At 67.8% G+C, this 18,999-nt stretch carries 14 protein-coding genes; 6 read left to right on the top strand and 8 right to left on the bottom strand.

Annotated elements, in window-relative coordinates; genetic code table 11:
* Positions 1-2: 2 nt before the first annotated feature.
* From metG to H623_RS0108280, 8 genes are all read right to left on the bottom strand, one after another.
* A complete protein-coding gene (metG, locus tag H623_RS0108315) occupies positions 3-1,586 on the bottom strand; it encodes a methionine--tRNA ligase (RefSeq protein ID WP_022900481.1) in 1,584 nt (527 codons plus the stop codon).
* A gap of 42 nt (positions 1,587-1,628) precedes the next feature.
* Positions 1,629-3,707, bottom strand: a complete 2,079-nt coding sequence (locus tag H623_RS0108310) for an anthranilate synthase family protein (RefSeq protein WP_022900480.1) — start codon at positions 3,705-3,707, stop codon at positions 1,629-1,631.
* A gap of 217 nt (positions 3,708-3,924) precedes the next feature.
* Complete coding sequence (locus H623_RS0108305; RefSeq protein ID WP_026940112.1) at positions 3,925-6,114, bottom strand: alpha-galactosidase; 2,190 nt, start codon at positions 6,112-6,114, stop codon at positions 3,925-3,927.
* Positions 6,114-6,929, bottom strand: a complete 816-nt coding sequence (locus tag H623_RS0108300; RefSeq protein ID WP_026940111.1) for a DeoR/GlpR family DNA-binding transcription regulator — start codon at positions 6,927-6,929, stop codon at positions 6,114-6,116. Before H623_RS0108300 ends, H623_RS0108305 begins: the two co-directional genes overlap by 1 nt.
* Before the next feature lie 7 nt (positions 6,930-6,936).
* Positions 6,937-7,848, bottom strand: coding sequence for a carbohydrate ABC transporter permease (locus H623_RS0108295; RefSeq protein WP_022900477.1), 912 nt, complete (start codon positions 7,846-7,848; stop codon positions 6,937-6,939).
* Entirely contained in the window at positions 7,848-8,807 is a 960-nt protein-coding gene (locus tag H623_RS0108290) for a carbohydrate ABC transporter permease (protein WP_022900476.1), read from the bottom strand. Before H623_RS0108290 ends, H623_RS0108295 begins: the two co-directional genes overlap by 1 nt.
* A gap of 19 nt (positions 8,808-8,826) precedes the next feature.
* Complete coding sequence (locus tag H623_RS0108285) at positions 8,827-10,125, bottom strand: ABC transporter substrate-binding protein (RefSeq protein WP_022900475.1); 1,299 nt, start codon at positions 10,123-10,125, stop codon at positions 8,827-8,829.
* Between the two features lie 203 nt (positions 10,126-10,328).
* Positions 10,329-11,315: a LacI family DNA-binding transcriptional regulator gene (locus tag H623_RS0108280; RefSeq protein ID WP_022900474.1), complete on the bottom strand. Its 987-nt coding sequence runs from the start codon at positions 11,313-11,315 to the stop codon at positions 10,329-10,331.
* Between the two features lie 162 nt (positions 11,316-11,477).
* On the opposite strand from H623_RS0108280, the gene H623_RS0108275 reads away from it, so the two are divergent.
* The 6 genes from H623_RS0108275 (at position 11,478) to H623_RS0108250 (ending at position 18,978) form a co-directional block, all read left to right on the top strand.
* Positions 11,478-12,398: a carbohydrate ABC transporter permease gene (locus H623_RS0108275; protein ID WP_022900473.1), complete on the top strand. Its 921-nt coding sequence runs from the start codon at positions 11,478-11,480 to the stop codon at positions 12,396-12,398.
* The gene (locus H623_RS0108270; RefSeq protein ID WP_022900472.1) at positions 12,398-13,321 is read left to right on the top strand and encodes a carbohydrate ABC transporter permease; all 924 of its coding nucleotides are present in this window, start codon (positions 12,398-12,400) and stop codon (positions 13,319-13,321) included. Before H623_RS0108275 ends, H623_RS0108270 begins: the two co-directional genes overlap by 1 nt.
* A 71-nt stretch (positions 13,322-13,392) precedes the next feature.
* A complete protein-coding gene (locus H623_RS18655) occupies positions 13,393-14,742 on the top strand; it encodes an ABC transporter substrate-binding protein (protein WP_022900471.1) in 1,350 nt (449 codons plus the stop codon).
* Positions 14,743-14,883: 141 nt separating this feature from the next.
* Positions 14,884-18,078 carry a glycoside hydrolase family 2 gene (locus H623_RS0108260; RefSeq protein ID WP_022900470.1) on the top strand — a complete coding sequence of 1,065 codons (3,195 nt, stop codon included), beginning with the start codon at positions 14,884-14,886 and terminating at the stop codon, positions 18,076-18,078.
* Between the two features lie 142 nt (positions 18,079-18,220).
* Complete coding sequence (locus tag H623_RS0108255; RefSeq protein WP_026940105.1) at positions 18,221-18,442, top strand: hypervirulence associated TUDOR domain-containing protein; 222 nt, start codon at positions 18,221-18,223, stop codon at positions 18,440-18,442.
* Positions 18,439-18,978, top strand: a complete 540-nt coding sequence (locus H623_RS0108250) for a DUF488 domain-containing protein (protein WP_022900468.1) — start codon at positions 18,439-18,441, stop codon at positions 18,976-18,978. The genes H623_RS0108255 and H623_RS0108250 overlap by 4 nt, the downstream gene beginning before the upstream one ends.
* Positions 18,979-18,999 lie beyond the last annotated feature (21 nt).

Raw genomic sequence — 18,999 nt, 5'->3', positions numbered from 1 at the left:
GCCTAGGCGGCGGCCTGATCGATGCGCGGGAAGAGCGCCTCCAACGCCTCCACTCGGATGCCCGCCGGCAGCTGGCCCCACCGGCCGGCGTCCCGCAGCGGCTGTGCCGTCAGCTCGCCGAGAGCGTCGCTCGCGCCGAGTGCCGCCCACAGCTTCGCCGTCGCCTGCGGGACGACCGGCGAAAGCAGCACCGCGAGCGCGCGCAGGCCCTCCGCCGCGGTGTAGAGAACGGTCTGCAGGCGCGCGCGGTTTCCCTCGTCTTTGGCCAGCGCCCAGGGCTCCTGCTCCGTGATGTAGCCGTTGAGCTCGTCGACCACGCGCCAGATGGCGGCCAGCGCATCGTGGATCGCGAAGCGCTGCATGGCGGCGTCGGCGTCCTTCGTCGCCTCGGCGACGGTCTGTTGCACGTGCAGGTCGGACTCACCTGGGTCACCGGCGGCGGGCACCTCGCCGTCGAAATAGCGCTGCAGCATGGCGATCACCCGGGAGGCGAGGTTGCCGAAGCCGTTCGCGAGCTCGGCCTGGTAGCGGGCCGAGAGGTCCTCCCAGCTGAACGAGCCGTCCTGCCCGAAGCTGATGGCGCGCATGAAGTAGTAGCGGAAGGCATCAGAGCCGAACGTGTCGGTGATCTGCGACGGCGCGATGCCGGTGAGCTTGGACTTGCTCATCTTCTCGCCGCCGACGAGCAGCCAGCCGTGCCCGAAGACCTTGTGCGGCACCTCGACCCCGGCGGCCATGAGCATGGCGGGCCAGATCACGGCGTGGAATCGCGCGATGTCTTTGCCGACCAGATGGTAGGCGGGCCAGCGGCGGTCGAAGAGCTCCTGGTCGGTGCCGTAGCCCACCGCCGTGGTGTAGTTGAGCAGCGCGTCGAACCACACGTAGACGACGTGCGTGGGATCCCACGGCACCTTGATGCCCCAGTCGAAGCTGGAGCGCGAGATGGAGAGGTCGGAGAGCCCCTGACGCACGAACTGGATGATCTCGTTGCGCACGCTCTCCGGCTGCACGAAGTCGGGCTGCGACTCGTAGAGGTCGAGCAGCTTGCCCTCGAACGCGCTCATGCGGAAGAAGTAGTTCTTCTCCTTGAGGATCTCCACCGGCCGCGAGTGGATCTTACAGACCAGCTGGCCCTGGTATTCGCCGCTGAGCGGCTCGTCGAGCTCGTCGCGCTGCTTGTACTCCTCGCAGCCGACGCAGTAGTAGCCCTCGTACTCGCCGGCGTAGACGTGCCCGTCGTCGTACAGCTTCTGCAGGAACCGGGTGACGGCGGTCTCGTGCCGCTCGTCGGTCGTGCGGATGAAGTCGTCGTTCGAGATGTCGACGGTCTTCAGCAGCGGCTTCCACGCCGAGTCGACCAGCCGGTCGGCCCATTCGCGGGGCTCCATGCCGTTCGCGGTGGCGGTGCGCAAGATCTTCTGCCCGTGCTCGTCGGTGCCGGTGAGGAACCAGGTGTCGTCGCCGGACTGGCGGTGCCAGCGCGCGAGCACGTCGGCCGCGACTTCCGTGTACGCATGCCCGATGTGGGGAACATCATTCACGTAGAAAATGGGCGTGGTGACGTAGAACGAGGAGCCGTCGGACATGCGTTCCATCCTAATTGGAGCCGGATGGCCGACTCGGCCGCGTTACGCGCCCACGGACGTCACCGCCGGCGCCGTCGTCAGGGCGTGTTCGACGAGCGAGCGCAGCAGCGCCTCCCCATCGGGCGAGAGCACCGATTCCAGGTGGGCCTGCACCGAGGCGATGCCCGGCGCCCGGAACGCGGTGACGAACCCGTTGGCGTCGACGGATGCCTCCAGCCCGACCTCCACGCGTCGCCCGCCCGCCTGCTCCCCGCCTCGCGTCGTGCCGCGTACCCCGAACGTGTTGTAGAAGCCGACCCTGGCCGGCCGACCGAAGACATCCACCGCCAGCTGCACCCCCTGTCGCGGCTCGGCGAGCGGCGCCACCTCGTGGCCGCCGAGCATCCCGAGCACCTGATGGCTGAGGCACACTGCGAGCAGCGGGCGCCCGCTGCGGATGCGCTCCAGCATCAGTGCACGCAGCCGGCCGATGCGGGGCCGGTTGCGCCGCGGATCGCCCGGCCCTGGGCCGAACACCACGAGGTCGTCCTCGAGAACGTCGTCGACCATGGCGCACTGCCGCACGCGGGTGGCGAGGCCCAGGTGTCGCAGCTGATGCGCGAGCATCTGCGTGAAGCCGTCTTCGTTGTCGACGACGAGCACGCTTGGGCGCTCGCCGCCGGCCGCACTCGGCTCCTGCTCGCGCATCCAGAACGGCGCGAGCGCGGCGTTGCGGCGCTGCAGTGCCGCAACGGTTTCGGCGTCCCCCTCGATGTCGAAGCCGGGCCCGTCGGCGACGGGCGAGGTCTCGGGGCGGGCGGGCGTCGCATCCATCAGGCCGAGAGCGGTGAGGATGCCCGCCGCCTTCGCGCGCGTCTCCGCCGCTTCCGAGACGGGGTCGGAGTGCCGCACCAGGGTCGCTCCGGCCGTGACGGTGACGCGTCCGCTTGGCTGGATGCGGGCCGTGCGGATCAGGATCGGCGCGTCGAGCGAGAACCCGTCGCGCTCCGGCTCGAACAGTGCCATCACGCCCGAGTAGTACCCGCGGGGGCGGGTCTCGTGCCGCGCGATCACGCGGCACGCGTTCTGCATGGGCGAGCCGGTGACGGTGGGCGCGAACATGGTGAGGCGTAGCGCCTCACGGGGATCGAGCGACGAATGCCCGTCGAGCAGATACTCGGTGTGGGTGAGGCGTGACATCCGCTTCAGGAACGGCCCCGCCATGCGGCCGCCATCGGGGCACAAGGCGCTCATCAGCTTGAGCTCCTCGTCGACCACCATGAACAGCTCATCGGTCTCCTTGGGGTCGACGAGGAAGTCGAGGAGGCCGGCGCGCGTCGCGCCGTCATCGCCGTGCCGGTACGTGCCGCTGATCGGGTTCATCACCGCATGACCGTTCTTCAGCGTGAGGTGACGCTCCGGGGTGGCGCCGATGAGCATGACGGGTTCGGCCGCTTCGCCCGACGCCGCCGGCGCTCCCTCCTCGGCCACGGGAGGCGCGGGCAGGAAGACCGCGAACGTCCAGTAGGCGCCGCTCTCCCCGGTGAGCAGGGCACGCATCCACGCCAGCAGTGAGGAGACCGGCTCCTCGTGCAGCGTCGCCTCGAAACGGCGGGCGATGACGAAGTTCGCGCCCTCGCCTCGGCCGATCTCGTCGTCGATCACCGCTCGCACGGTCTGCGCGTATTCCGCATCGGAGGTGTCCGGGCCGTGGAACGTGGTGCGTGGGGCGTGCGCGGGAAGCTGGGCGAGGGCATCCTGCAGGCTCACGCGCTCGCGACGGGTCGCCACGAGGCAGCGCAGCGGCGCGCCGTCGTCATGCGCCTGAAACCCGCGCTCGGCGATCTGCCGGTACGGCACCGCGGCCAGCACGGGCGCGTCGTGCAGCGGGATGCCTGCGAGCGCGTCGACGTCGACGACGTCACCGCTGAAGACCTCGAGGTCTTCGGTGCCGCGGCGCAGCAGGGCGAAGGGCGGACAGGCGACGGTGGCGCTGCCTGCCGCATCAACCGCGAGGTGTTCGCCGCGGGCACGCGGACGAAGCGCCGCGTCGACGAGCTCGGCGAGCAGCGAGCCGGGTCTGGCGTCGTTCGGTACGTCGTGCCGCGGGTCGCTCAGCGCGGGCGGGGTATTCGTGTTCATGGCGGTCTCTCCCGGCCGCCTGCCGGAGATCGCTCCTCACGCATACGAGAAACGACCGCCGAGAGGCGGTCGTCGTCTGCGTGGGTGCGCGTTCGTCGGTCCGCCGATCAGGCGGGCCACCAGGTGAGGAAGGTCGAACGCATACCGGCAGACTACCGGATGCCGAGGCCGACGGCGACGCCGAGGCCGACGTCACGCGGCGCAGCCGCGACGGGCGTCAGCCGACCGCGGTCAGCTCCACCACGATCGCGTGCTCGGGGTGCAGGCCCGGCATCGGAAGGCCCACCTCCCGCAGCACGCGACCGGTCAGGACGACGCCTGCGCCGGACGCGGTCGTGCCCGGTGCGGCACCGTCGGTCGGCGCATCGGATGAGGCGCCAGCCCTCAGCCAGGCCGGCAGGCCGCGGTGCGCCACCGCGTGCGGATCGAGCGACAGCCCGAGCGAGACGCGGTACACGCGATCGGGGTCGATCCCGTCGAAGCGCAGACGCGCGGGTGCCTCGTACGGCGAGCTCGCGAGGGTGGCGTACACGAACAGAGCGCGCGAGGAGTCCGGCGCGACGACGCCGTACGCGGTGTCCTTCTCGTCGGACCGGTCGATGCGCACCGCTTCTCCGCCGTGCAACAGCGGCCGATTCTGCTTGTAGAACGCGATCGCGGCACGCAGTTCGGTCCGCTCGGCATCCGTCAGCGTTCGTACGTCCCACTCCATGCCGAAGTGCCCGAACAGCGCCGTCGCGACGCGGAACGAGAGGTCGTGGGTGCGTCCCGTGGTGTGCGAGGTCGCCGGGCCCACGTGCGCGCCGACCAGCTCGGGCGGCAGCACCAGGCCAGTCCAGCGCTGAATCGTCTGCCGCTCCAGCGCGTCGTTCGTATCGGATGCCCACACCCGGTCGGTGCGCTCCAGGATCCCGAGATCCACGCGCGCACCACCCGAGGAACAGCTCTCGATCTCCACGCGGGGATGCTCGGCCCGCAGCGTGTCGAGCAGACGGTACACGGCGAGCGTCTGCTCGTGCACCGACGCCCGCCCGTCGTGCCCGAGCTCGAGCTGGTCGCGGTTCTGATCCCACTTGAGGTAGTCGATCGGGTACTCGGTCAGCAGAGAGTCGAGCCGCTCGTGGATGAAGGCCCAGGCATCCGGGTTCACCAGATCGAGCACCTGCTGGCTGCGCCACGCCAGCGAGGTGCGACCGTCGGCCCCGTTCGGCCGCGCGACCCAGTCCGGGTGCTCGCGCGCGAGGCGTGAGTCCTCGTTGATCATCTCCGGCTCGACCCAGAGTCCGAACTGCATCCCTCGGCTCTTCACGTGCTCCACGAGAGGCGTGAGGCCCTGCGGCCAGACGTCGGGATCGACGAACCAGTCGCCGAGTCCCCGTGTGTCGTCCCTGCGGCCGAGGAACCAGCCGTCGTCGAGGACGAACCGCTCGACGCCGAGGTCGGCCGCGGCATCCGCCAGCTCGGTCAGAACACCGAGATCGTGGTTGAAGTAGACGGCCTCCCACGTGTTGAGCACGACGGGACGCGGCGTCGACGGATGCCCGTCCCGCGCCCGCAGGTACGAGTGAAACCGCGCGCTCACGCCGTCCAGGCCCCTGGCGGAGTACGCGGCGTACGCGGTCGGGGCGCGGTAACTCTCCCCCGGCGCGAGCGTCAGCTCGCCGGAGTGCAGCAGCTCGCCGACCGCGAGCACCCTCTGGCCGGTGCCCACCTGCTCCACCCGGCTGGTGTGGTCGCCGCTCCAGCCCAGGTGCATCGCCCAGACCTCGCCCGAGCGCCAGGAGAACGCCGGAGTCCCGGCCGCGATGACGAGCGTGGAGTCGTGTCCTGTGCGCGCGTGCCGAGCACTGCGCACCCACGCGCCCTGCTCGATGCGTCGACGCTGCGGATGCTTCTCCCGCGCCCAGCGTCCTGTGAGGTCCAGGGCTTCCGTCGCCTGCGACGGCACCGGAAGCGACACGTCCAGAGCGTGAACGCGGTAGTCGTCGCCGCCGGTGTTCGTGACCGTCTGGTTCACGAGAAGCAGGCCCGTGGCATCCAGCGTCAGAACCGCATCGACCCGCAGCCCGGATGCCTCGTCCGTCAGCACCAGCGTCGCCCTCGACCCGAGTCCACCGCCCGGCACCTCATCGAGGGATGCCTCCTGCACCGTCAGTCGCGGTGAGAACGCCAGTGCACCTCGGTCGCCGGAAAGCCCCGGGACGCCGCGCCAGGCGCGCGCCGCCTGCGGGATGAGCGAGGCCGGGAGCGGGCTGTCGAACGACGAGTTCGGCACCGATCCGCCGAACGCAGCGAGGTCGCCCACCTGCTCCCCGAGGTCGGCGCCCCAGTGCACCACGCGCACGTCGCCGTCGATGAGCTGGAGCAGGAGGCTGACTCCGCCGGAGCGGAGATGGAGGCTGTCGATCACGAGATCCCTTCTGAACGGGGTCGGCTCCGGTCGTCGGAGACGATGCGCAACTCGCCCGCACGGGCGCTGAGCACTTCACGGGCGTGCGGGCCCAGGCCGTCGTCGCTGATCACGACAGCGGCCTCGTCCAATTCCGCAATGGTCGACATGCCGACAGTGCCCCACTTGGTGTGGTCGGCCAGCACGACGACCCGCCGGGCCGCCGCGACGAACGCGCGGTCCGCCTCCGCTTCCAGCATGTTCGGCGTGGTGAATCCTTCGTGCTCGTCCATGCCGTGCACGCCGAGGAACAGGTAGTCCAGGTGCAGCTGGCGCAGCGCCGAGATGGCGATCGGCCCCACGAGCGCATCAGACGGCGTGCGCTGTCCGCCGGTGAGGATGACGTGCCACGCCCGTCGCCGCGCCCGCTGATAGAACACGCTCGCCACCTGCACCGAGTTCGTCACCACCGTGCAGTCCAGCGGCGATTCCGCGAGCAGTGACGCGAGCCGCCACGTGGTGGTGCCGGCGCTGATCCCGATCGCGCTGCCCGCGCGCACGAGGGATGCCGCCTCCCGCGCGATCGCGAGCTTCTCCGGTTCCTGGAGCACGACCTTGGACTCGAAGCCCGGCTCATCGGTGCTGAGCCCCCCGCCCGGCAGAGTCGCACCACCGTGCACCCGCTCGAGCAGGCCGCTGGTCACCAGCACATCGATGTCGCGCCGCACGGTCATCTCACTCACCGCGAACTGCGCGGCGAGCTCGGTGACCCGCACCGTGCCCCGTTCCCGGGCGCGGGCGACTATCGCGCTCTGGCGCGCGGCGGCGAGCATCATCGGGTCATCCCTTGTTGGCGCCCAGCGTCAGGCCGGCGACGAACTGACGCTGCAGCACGAGATAGATGATAAGCGTCGGGACGACGGTGATGATGGCACCCGCGGCCAGCAGGTTGTAGTTCGACAGGAACTGCCCCTGCAGGTTGTTGATCGCCGTCGTGACCGGCAGCCGGTCGCCCGATTGAATGAAGATCAACGGCCAGAAGTAGTCGTTGTAGATGAAGATCACCTCGAGCGTGCCCAGGGCGGCCAACGCCGGCTTGGTCAGCGGGAGGATGACGTTCCAGTACTGCCGCCACACGCTCGCACCGTCGACCCGCGCCGCTTCGGTGAGCTCGTGCGGAATCGCCTTCATGAAGTTCGAGAGCACGAACGTGCAGAAGCCGATCTGGAAGGCCGTGTTCGCCGCGATGACGCTCACGTAGGTGTTCAGCAGCGTGCCGGAGTCACTCAGCCAGTACGGCAGCGCCGTGTGCTTGAACAGCTCGAACAGCGGCGCGGCCAGCACCTGGGGCGGCAGCAGGTTGCCCGCGGTGAACATGATCAGCAGCGTGATGTTGAACTTCCAGCTGTATCGCGAGACGGCGAACGCCATCATCGAGGCGAAGAACAGCGTGAGGATGACGGCCGGCACCGTGATCATCACCGAGTTCCAGAAGTAGATCGGGAACCCGCCCTGCGTCCAGGCGTCGATGAAGTTCTGGAAGTTGAAGTGTCCGCCGATCGAGAAGTACCCGTACTTATCGGTATCGGCTTTCGGCCGCAACGACGTATAGAGCGCCCACACCAGGGGCAGCAGCCACATGATCGCCATCACCGTGACGAAGACGATGGTGGGCCAGTGCCTCTTCTTGTGCCGGCGATCCGGCGTCGCCTCGTGCGGCGGAATGCGCACGGATGTCGTGGTGGCGCTCATCACGCCTCCCTTCGGAACGTGCGCGCGAGATAGAACACGATCGGCACCAGCGAGATGACCAGCAGCACCACGGCGAGCGCCGATCCGACCCCGATCACCTGTCCCTCGCCGATGAGGTTCTGGATGACCAGCACGCTGAGCAGCTCGAGGCCGTTGGTCCCCTTGTTGATGACGTACACGATGTCGAACGCGCGGAGCGACTCGATGATCGTGATGACCACGATGATGATGTTGGTCGGCTTCATCGCCGGAAACACGACGCTGAAGAACGACTGCCAGGAGTTCGCGCCGTCGAGTGACGCGGCCTCCCTCAGGCCGGGGTCAACGCTCTTCAGGCCGGCCAGATACAGGATCATGACGTAGCCGGCGTGCCGCCAGGTGGCGGCGACCATCGCCGCCCACAGATTGACGCTCGGATTGCCCAGCCAGTCGATCGCATTCGGTTTGCCCGCCGTGCCGAGCAAGAAGTTCAGCAGACCGTTGTCCTGCGAATAGAACAGCTGCCAGATGATGCCGATCAGCGCGAGCGACAGCATCACGGGAGCGAAGAAGATGCTCTGGTAGATGCGGGTGCCGCGGATGGCCTGGTCGAGCAGCACCGCAAGCAGAAGGCCGAGCGGCGTGCCGATGACACCCAGGAACAGCAACCAGATGATGTTGTGCAGCACTGCCGGCCAGAACTGCGTGTAGTCCTGGAAGACATACTGATAGTTGCCCCAGCCCGCCCACTTCATATCGCTGAAGTCGAGGCCGTTCCAGCGCACGAACGACAGGCCGATCGAGAACAGGGTGGGGAGCCAGACGAGGCAGAGCTGGATCAGGGTGGGGATGCCCACCATGATCGAGAGCACCACGACGTCCCTGCGAGTGAATTGACGCAGCCGGCGCCGCTTCCGGGCGGGGAGCTCTCCCTGCCCGGAAGCGGTCGTCTTCTGCGTGCGAGCAGACGTGACCGTCATGAGACGAATACTCCCGCGGTCACTCGGCCGCGTACAGCGTCTTCGCCTGCGACTCGATGTTGGCGAGGTCGATGCTGCCGTTCTTGATGAACGTCTGCATCGCCGGCTCGAGCACGTTGGATGCCATGGCGGGCAACGCGTCGCGGTCGAAGAACTGGCTGATGTACTTCGCGTCGGCGATGACGCCGGCCAGCTTCTTGGTGAACGCGCTGTAGTCGGAAGTGTCGGCATCCTTCGCCGTCATGATGTTCGACTTGTCGACGGAGTAGTACGCCTCCTGGCCCTTGCCGGTGCCCATGAACTGCAGCATCTCGCGGGCGGCTTGGTTGTCGCCCCCACGCTTGGAGAGCATGAGACCGTCGATCGGCGCCTCGACCGCGTCTCTGCCCTCGACCGCGATGGACGGGAACGGGAAGAAGTCGATGTCTGCCAGCACCGTGGCATCCGTGAACTGCTGCGTGATGAACGAGCCGAGCAGCATCATGCCGGACTTCTTGTCGCCGAGCTTCTGCGCAGCGTCCTGCCAGGTGAGGCCCAGCGCGTCGGGGTCCTGATAGGGCAGCAGGATCTTCCAGGTGTCGAAGACGTTCTGCACCTTCTTGGAGTTCCACGACTCCTTGTGCGCGCACAGGTCGACGTGGAACTGGTACCCGTTGGTGCGCATGTTGATGTAGTCGAACGTGCCGCAGGCCGGCCAGGCGTCCTTGTCGGCGAACTCGATCGGAATGATCCCGTCGGCCTGCATCTTCTTGCACAGCGACTCGAGGTCGTCGAGGGTCTCCGGAACCTGGTAGCCCTTCTCCTGCCAGAACGACTTGCGGTAGAAGAAGCCCCACGGATAGTTGTAGTTCGGCACGAAGTACTGCTTGCCGTCCTCACCGGTGGATGCCTTCTTGAGCGCTGACGAGAAGTTGTCGCCGATCTTGTCCCACACGTCGTCGACGTCGGCGACCAGGCCCTTCTTCGCGTAGTACTGCATGCGGTAGCCGGCGAACCAGGTGAACGCGTCGTCGGGACTGCCCTGCAGGTAGTTGTTGATCTTGTTCTGGAACGAGTTGTGGTCGACGGTGTTGACGCTCACCTTGTCGCCGGACTTCTTCTTGTAGGCCGAGACGAAGGCGGCATACGCCTTCTTCGGCACCGGGTCGGAGGCGTTCGAACCGAAGCTGAGGGACTTCGAGCCGGAGTCGGATCCTCCGGACGACGTCCCTGTGCAGGCGGCCAGAAGCGGAACGGCGCCCAGTCCGAGCGCCCCGACTCCCACGCCCTTCAGCAGCGTGCGGCGGTCGAAGCCCGCGCCCTGGTTGAGCTCTTGCATGTTGACTCCTTTGTAACGTGCAGAGGGTGTGTGCAGAATCGCACAATCTCGACCATATTCGAGCACAAGCCGGGCCGGGATAACAAGGCGGACACGATTCCTTCCGCGAACGCGCCCGCGCACTTCCTGCCCGTGAACGATCACGAAGTCGCAAAAAAACGCACAGGGAGTCGACAAAACGCGAGTCGTACGGCTCGAGTGCGCTAGGCGCGTGGCCTCCCCGTACTGGACCGCTCGACCAGCCATACCGGCGCGAGTATGCGCGCAGGCGTCACGGGCCCATTCTCGATTTCGGCGACCACGGCGTGCACCGCCTGCCGCCCCTGCTCCTCGAAGTCCTGGTGCACCGTGGTCAGCGGCGGCCAGTACGACGCACTTTCCGTGGTGTCGTCGCATCCCACAATGCTGACGTCTCCGGGAACGTCCTTGCCTGCTTCGTGCAGCGCGCGCATCAGTCCGAGCGCCATCTGATCGTTCGACGCGAAGATCGCTGTGATGTCGTCCCGTTCGGCGATCGAGAGCCCGACGCGGTATCCGGACTCCGCAGTCCAGTCGCCCTGCAGCACCTCGGGGACCTCACGTCCCGCCGCCCTCAGTGTGGCGGCCCAGGCGTCCCGGCGTCGCATCGCCGAATACGAGCTGACCGGCCCGGGAACGTGCCACACCGTTCGATGACCGAGATCGAGCAAATGCTCTGTCGCGAGCCGCCCGGCCGCCGCCTGGTCGCCATCCACCACGGGGTAGTCCGTTCTCGCGGTCGACGTGTTCACCACCACCGGGAGCCCGGCGGGCAGCTCGGCCATCGCACTGTCGGTGAGCTCCGCCTCGATCATCATCACGATGCCGTCGACGCCCTGGTCGAGCAGCCGAGTCACGGCACCGCTGACGGCTCGCTGCGTCGGCTCCCGCATGAGATCGAGCGTGAGTGAGTAGCCGAGTTCCGACGCAGCCTGCGTGATCGCGTCGAGCATGCGCATGTTGCCGTACGACGACAGCGTGAACATCGCCACACCGATGTCGCGGAAGCGTCCCGAGCGCAACGCCCGCGCCGCGCTGTTCGGCCGGTAGCCGAGCTCGCGCATGGATGCCAGCACGCGCTCCTTCGTGGACTCGCCCACGTTGTCGAGACCGTTGGCCACGCGAGACACCGTCTGCGACGACACCCCGGCGTGCCGGGCGACGTCGTTCATCGAGGGCTCTCTGACTCGAACGCTGCGCGTGCCCACGCGCACCTCCTCACGGTGCGATCACGGTTCGCCATGAACGCTCGCACATGTTGACGTCAACATGCTACTGTGACGCCCGTCCGATGTTGACGTCAACATCACCTCCGACGACGAAGGTCCGACTCCATGACAACGATGTCCGTACGGCGCCGTGCCGGCACTCCTGGAACGCTGAGGCGCGATCGCCGCGATTGGAAGGGCTGGGCATTCATCGCGCCCTTCGCCCTCGTGTTCCTCGCGATGACGGTCGTTCCGATCGTGTACGCGATCTACTTGAGCCTGTTCCGAGATCAGCTGGTCGGCGGCAACTCCTTCGTCGGCCTTCAGAACTACCTGGACGTGCTCTCCGACGCCAAGTTCTGGTCCGGCATGTGGCGGGTCGCGATCTTCCTCGTCATCCAGGTGCCGATCATGCTGATCCTGTCGTTGATCGCGGCGCTGGCGCTGGACAGCCTCCGGCTCTACGCCGTCGGGTTCTACCGCATCATGCTGTTCCTGCCGTACGCGGTGCCCGGCGTCGTCGCCGCCCTGATCTGGGGCTTCATGTACGGCACCCAGTTCGGCCTCGCCGCCAACATCAACGACTTCCTCGGCAGCCAGGTGCTGCAGCCGCTGACGCTGCGCTGGATCCTCGTGTCGATCGGCAACATCGTCGTCTGGGAGTTCATGGGCTACAACATGCTCATCTTCTACTCGGCGCTGAAGGTGATCCCGGCCGAGCTCTACGAGGCTGCGGAGATAGACGGCGCCGGCTCGTGGCGCACCATCTTCAGCATCAAGATCCCGGGCATCCGCGGCGCCATCGTCATCGCGACCATGTTCTCCGTCATCGGCAGCTTCCAGCTCTTCAACGAGCCGCAGCTGCTGCAGGGGCTGGCACCGAACGCGGTGAGCACGTACTTCACGCCCAACATGTACGCCTACAACCTCTCGTTCGCCGGGCAGCAGTTCAACTACGCCGCCGCCGTCGCCATCGTGATGGGCGTCATCACCGCTGTGATCGCCTACGTCGTGCAGGTCCGAGGAACCCGACAGGAGAACCGCTGATGACCACCGTGACCAGCCGTCGCCCCTCCCGCGCCGCACAGCATTCCCACGTCGTGGCCGTGCACGGTCGCCCCCGACGCCGTCGCCGGCACTCGGTGGGCCTGACCATCGTGATGGTCATCCTCGTGATCTACACCATCGTGCCGCTGCTGTGGCTGATCATCAACGCGTCCAAGACGCAGGCGAGCCTTTTCGCGTCATTCGGCCTGTGGTTCTCCGGTCCGTTCTCCCTGTTCACGAACATCTGGACCACGCTCACCTACGACGACGGCATCTTCCTCCGTTGGTTCGGCAACACGCTCCTCTACGTGGTCGTCGGCGCTGGCGGCGCGACCCTGCTCGCCACCATCGCCGGATACGGCATGGCGAAGTTCAAGTTCCCCGGCCGCCGCGCCGTGTTCGCCGTCGTCATCGGCGCCATCGCCGTGCCGGGCACCGCGCTGGCCGTTCCGACGTTCCTGCTGTTCAGCAGCCTCGGCCTGACGAACACGCCGTGGGCGATCATCCTGCCGTCGTTGATCAGCCCGTTCGGGTTCTACCTCATCTGGACCTACGCCATCGAGGCCGTGCCCACCGAGCTCCTCGAAGCGGCGCGCGTCGACGGGTCGGGCGAGTTCCGCACCTTCTTCACGATCTCCTCGCGCCTGCTCGCCCCGGGAATCGTCACCGTGCTGCTGTTCGCCATCGTCGCGACCTGGAACAACTACTTCCTGCCACTGATCATGCTCTCCGACCCGAAGTGGTACCCGCTCACCGTCGGACTCAGCAACTGGAGTCAGCAGGGAACCGGCGCGAGCGCGGTCCCCATCTACAACCTGGTGATCACCGGCTCGCTGCTGACGATCATCCCGGTCGTGATCATCTTCCTTTTCCTGCAGCGGTTCTGGCAGTCGGGCCTGGCCACCGGAAGCGTCAAACAGTGAGTCCCTCGACATCGATCTCCCCAGGGCGTCGTGCCCGCAATCCCCGTATAACAGCGAAAGGAAACACACCCATGGCATCCGAATCGACCGGCGCCGCCTTCACTCGGCGCGGTTTTCTCGGCCTCGGCGCCGCTGCCGCAGCCACGACCATGCTCGCCGCGTGCTCCGGTGGTTCCGGAGGCAGCGCGGCCAGCGACGACGACATCGAGAAGGCGATGAAGAAGGGCGGCTCCATCACCTGGTGGACATGGACGCCCCAGGCCAAGAAGCAGCTCGCCGCCTTCGAGAAGGCGTACCCGAAGGTGAAGGTCAAGCTGCGCAACGTCGGCAGCGGCGGCACCCAGTACACGAAGCTGTCGAACGCCATCAAGGCCGGCTCCGGCGCTCCCGACGTCGCCCAGATCGAATACTTCGCCCTGCCCCAGTTCGTGCTCGCCAAGTCCCTCGTCGAGCTCAGCGACTTCGGTTTCGGCTCGCTGAAGAAGCTCTACGCGAACGGCACCTGGGACTCGGTGAACGTGAACGGCGGGCTCTACGGCCTGCCACAGGACTACGGCCCCATGGCGTACTTCTACAACAAGACCGTCTACGACAAGTACGGCATCTCCGTTCCTACCACCTGGGACGAGTTCGTCGCCGCGGCCAAGAAGCTGCACGCCGCGAACCCGAAGCTCTACCTGCTCAACGACGCCGGCGACCCCGGCTTCACCACCAGCATGATCTGGCAGGCAGGCGGCCGCCCGTTCAAGGTCGACGGCACCACCGTGACCGTCGACCTGCAGGACTCCGGCACCAAGAAATGGACCTCGACGTGGGATCAGCTCGTCGAGGGCAAGCTCCTCAATCAGACCACCGCGTGGACCGACGCCTGGTACGCCCAGCTCGGCAACGGCGAGATCGCCAGCGTGGTGACCGGATCGTGGATGCCCGGAATTCTGGAGACGTCGGTGGCGCAGGCATCCGGTCAGTGGCGCGTCGCGCCGATCCCCACATACGACGGGACGCCCGCCAACGCCGCCAACGGCGGGAGCTCGCACGCCGTGCTGAAGCAGGGCAAGAACCAGACCCTGGCGGCGGGGTTCCTCAAGTGGCTGTGCGCCAACACCACCTCGACGCGGATCTTCCGCGAGCAGGGCGGTTTCCCGTCGACCAAGAGCGACCTCTCCGCCTCGGCCTGGCTCTCCGACGCGCCGGCGTACTTCGGCGGTCAGAAGATCAACAAGGTGCTGGCGGATGCCTCGGACAGCGTGCTCTCCGGCTGGCAGTACCTGCCGTACCAGCAGTACGCGAACTCGGTGTACTCGGATGCCATGAGTGCGTCGTACAGCAACAACACGTCGCTCAACCCGGGCCTGCAGGCCTGGCAGAAGGCGATCGTCAGCTACGGGAACAAGCAGGGCTTCAAGGTCACCGGAAAGTAGCCTGAAACCACGACCCGTACGACGGAGTCGGCCGGCGCATGGCGACCGGCCGACTCCGCACATCCCCTGAAACCCGACCCCGCTCCCCCAGGACCCGCTTCGCGATCCGAAGCCACGGGCCCAGCCGAAAGGAACACGACTGTGTCATCGCACGGTGCGCTCGCCGCATGGCGCCATCCCGAACTCTCCTCCATCGCACGCGAGCCGATGCACGCGCTCGGCCGCACGTCGAATGTCGACGGGACGCTGCCCGAGAACGTGATCGACCTCGACGGCACGTGGGACTTCGCCCTGTTCGGAACTCCCGAGCAAGCGTTCGCGCGCGACGAGCGCGAGGTGACCGGCGGCGACGAGGGCTGGCGCGGCATCCGCGTTCCCGGCGCCTGGACGATGCAGGGCACCGACGACCTACCGCAGTACACGAACATCACGATGCCGTTCCCCACGCCGCCACCGGTCGTTCCCGACGCGAACCCCACTGGCGTGTACCGGCGCACGTTCACTGTGCCCGCTGAGTGGGCGGGGCGGCGCGTCGTGCTGCACGTCGGTGCCGCCGAGAGCGTTCTGCACGTGCAGGTGAACGGCACGGAGCTCGGCGTGAGCAAGGGAAGCCGGCTCGCCGCCGAGTTCGACGTCACATCCGTCGTGCACGCCGGCGACAACGAGCTGGAGCTGACCGTCGTCAAGTGGAGTGACGCCAGTTTCATCGAAGACCAGGACCAGTGGTGGCACGGCGGGATCATCCGCAGCGTGCGGCTCTACTCGACTCCCGCCGTGCACCTGCGCGACGTGCGCACGGTCGCCGACTTCGATCCGAAGACGGGTGACGGGCGCCTGGACGCGGTCGTGGAGATCGGCTCCCCCGACGGCATCGCGCCGCCCGGACTCGGCGTGCGCGTCACGCTGACGCGAGGCGACCACCCGAGCACCGCGAGCGAGGGCACCGCGAGCGAGCGCACCGCGAGCGAGCGCACCGCGCAGGCGACGGCATCCGTGTCGACCCGCATCATGGTCGACGACGAGGAAGCACAGCCGACAGAGCTGATCGCCCGGATCCCCGTCGGGCTGAATCCGTTCACGCTGCACACCTACAACGCGGCGCACGTGACGATGGAGCCGGAGGTGCAGTTCCTGGCCGACACGGCGACCGCCTTCATGCAGCCGGAGCCGGACGGGCGTGCGACCACGAGCATCCCGGTTCCGCGGGTCGCGCCGTGGAGCGCCGAGCTTCCCGTGCTGCACACGGTGCGGGTCGAGCTGGTGGATGCCGCGGGCAGCGTGCTCGACGTCGCCGAGCATCGCGTGGGCTTCCGCCGCGTGGAGATCGTCGGCCGCGACCTTCTCGTGAACGGCCGGCGCATCATGGTGCAGGGGGTCAACCGGCACGAGGCCGACCCGCGCACGGGCCGCACGGTCTCGCGGGAGCAGACCGCCGGCGAGCTGGCGAATCTCAAGCGCTGGGGGTTCAACGCGATCCGCACGTCGCACTACCCGAACGAGCCCGCGTTCTACGATCTCGCCGACGAGTACGGCTTCTATGTGATCGACGAGGCCGACCTGGAGGGCCACGACTGGGCCTGGTCGCTCTGCGACGATCCGCGATACCTCGGCCAGTTCGTCGATCGGGTCTCGCGCATGGTGCTGCGCGACAAGAATCACGCGAGCATCATCATGTTCTCGCTCGGCAACGAGACCGGCACCGGCGTGAACCACGACGCCGCCGCCGGCTGGGTGCGCGGCTACGATCCGACCCGGCCCGTTCACTACGAGGGCGCCATCGTGCGCGACTGGTTCGGCGGCCACCGCCAGACCGACGTCGTCTCCCCGATGTATCCGGCGATCGAGGCGATCGTCGCGTATGCGCAGAACCCGGGTGCCGACCGCCCCCTGATCATGAGCGAGTACAGCCACGCGATGGGCAACTCGAACGGGTCGTTCGACGACTATTGGAAGGCGATCCGCTCCACACCGGGCCTGCAGGGCGGATTCATCTGGGAGATGAAGGACCACGGCCTCGATCCGGATGACGACGGACACTACCGCTACGGCGGCGACTTCGGTCACGCCGTGAACGATGGCAGCTTCTGCATCGACGGCCTGCTGTTCCCCGACGGGTCGCCGCACCCCGCCGTCTGGGAGGTGCGACGGGTGTTCTCGCCCGTGGAGATCGCGTCGGACGCCCCGGCCGCGCTCGCGGGTCGTCTGGAGTTGCTGAACCGCCAGAGTTTCGCCTCCCTGGACGACATCGTCATCGACGCCTCGGTCGCCCACGCAGATGGCGGTGCGAGCGAGCAGGTTCGCCTGGATGCCGTCGCCGACGCGGGTGAGACCGCGGCGGTCGCGCTGCCCGAGGTGCTCGTGCGCGAGCTCGGTTCGGCGCACGCCCTGTCGCTGCGGCTGAGGGTGAGCACCGCCCGCGACGCGGCGTGGGCGCCGGCCGGGACCGAGCTCGCCGTGCTGGAACTGCGGGTGCGCGAGGACTCCGAGGTCGCGGGTGGCCTCCCGCTGCCGCAGCGAACCGAGGGCGAGCCGCGTGAAGCGCTCTGGGTCGGGGCCACGGCGACCATCAGCGACGACGGACTCCTCGGCCACCCGCTGCTCGCGTCGGCCCCGCGCCTCCAGTTCTGGCGGGCACTGACTGACAACGACAAGGGATTCCTCGGGCAGCAGAGACTGGAAGCCACGGGCCTGCGCGATCCCGAGCGCCGAGTGGTCAGCGTCGAGCGCCGCGACGACGGCACCGCCTCGGGCGGAACGACGATCGTGCGCGCGCAGTACGCGACCACGAGCGGCGCCGTCATCGAGCACGAGCAGAAGGTGAGGGCATCCGGATCGTCTCTCGTGTTCGAAGAGACGGTGGTGGTGCCCGAGAGCCTCACGGATGTTCCGCGCATCGGCGTCGAGTTCGCGCTCGTGCCCGGCTTCGAGCGGGTGTCGTGGCTCGGGGACGGGCCGCACGAGACGTATCCCGACCGACGCTCGTCCGGCCTGATCGGACGATGGGAGGCCTCCGTCGACGAGCTGCAGACGCCATACGTCCGACCCCAGGAGAACGGTGCGCGAACCGGTGTCACTGAGGCGGAGCTCACCGACGGCGAAAGTACCGTGACGCTGCGCTTCGAGCAGGCCGTGCTCTTCACCGCGTCCCACCACAGCGTGGCCGATCTCGAGCAGACGGCCCATTCGTGGGAACTGCCTCGTCGCGAGACGACGATCGTGCGCGCCGACCTCGTGCAGCGCGGGCTCGGCACCGCCTCGGTCGGACCGGAGCCTCTGCCGGAGTTCATCGTCGGGCCGGGCACCTACTCCTGGACGTGGTCGCTGGCGGCGCGGTAGCGGCCTCCGAAACGCCCCACCGTCGGTCGCGGATCCTAGTCTGGAGACGCGGCCGACGGCATTCGTGCACTGGGGCGATCGCAACCGGTGCGGCCGGGCCATCGCGCCAGGCGACCTCGCCGCGACCGCAGAGGGAGGCATCATGACGCAGCGCTTCACGATCGGCGACCACGTGGGCTGGAACTCCGAGGCGGGGCAGGTGTCGGGCCGCATCATCGCGGTGCACACCGCGGACTTCGACTACAAGGGTCACACCCACCGTGCGAGCGTCTCGGACCCGCAGTACGAGATCGCCAGCGACAAGACCGACCACATCGCAGCGCACAAGGGGTCGGCGCTGCACCTGATCGACGGCGACGGGTGACGAACAGGTTCTTCACGGTCGGGCACTCCGACCGCACGATCGGGGCCTTCCTCGCTCTGCTGGCCGAAGCGCGCGTGACCCTGCTCGTCGACGTGCGCAAGCTGCCCGGTTCGCGCAGCAATCCGCAGTTCGACGAGGAGGCGCTGGAGCCCGCCTTGGCGGACGCCGGCATCCGATACCGGCACGAGGCCGCGCTCGGCGGACTGCGGCCCGTCTCGAAGACCATCCCGTTCGAGGTGAACGCGCTCTGGCGCAACCGCAGCTTCCACAACTACGCGGACTACGCGCTCTCGGATGCTTTCAGCGACGCCCTGCGACGGCTGCGGTCCGAGGGTGCCGAGCAGGTCGCCGTGATGTGCTCCGAAGCCGTGTGGTGGCGCTGCCACCGCCGCATCATCGCCGACCACCTGCTCGCGGCCGGGGAAGACGTGCGTCACCTCATGGGCTCAGCCGACGGACCCCGGATCGACCCGGCCACGCTCACGCCGGGCGCTCACGTCGGAGTCGACGGGCAGGTCACCTACCCGTCCGATTGACGCCGTCGCCATCCGGTCCGA

The sequence above is a fragment of the Humibacter albus DSM 18994 genome, from assembly GCF_000421825.1.
GTDB lineage: Bacteria > Actinomycetota > Actinomycetes > Actinomycetales > Microbacteriaceae > Humibacter > Humibacter albus.
This window is presented reverse-complemented; position numbering and strand designations above follow the sequence as displayed.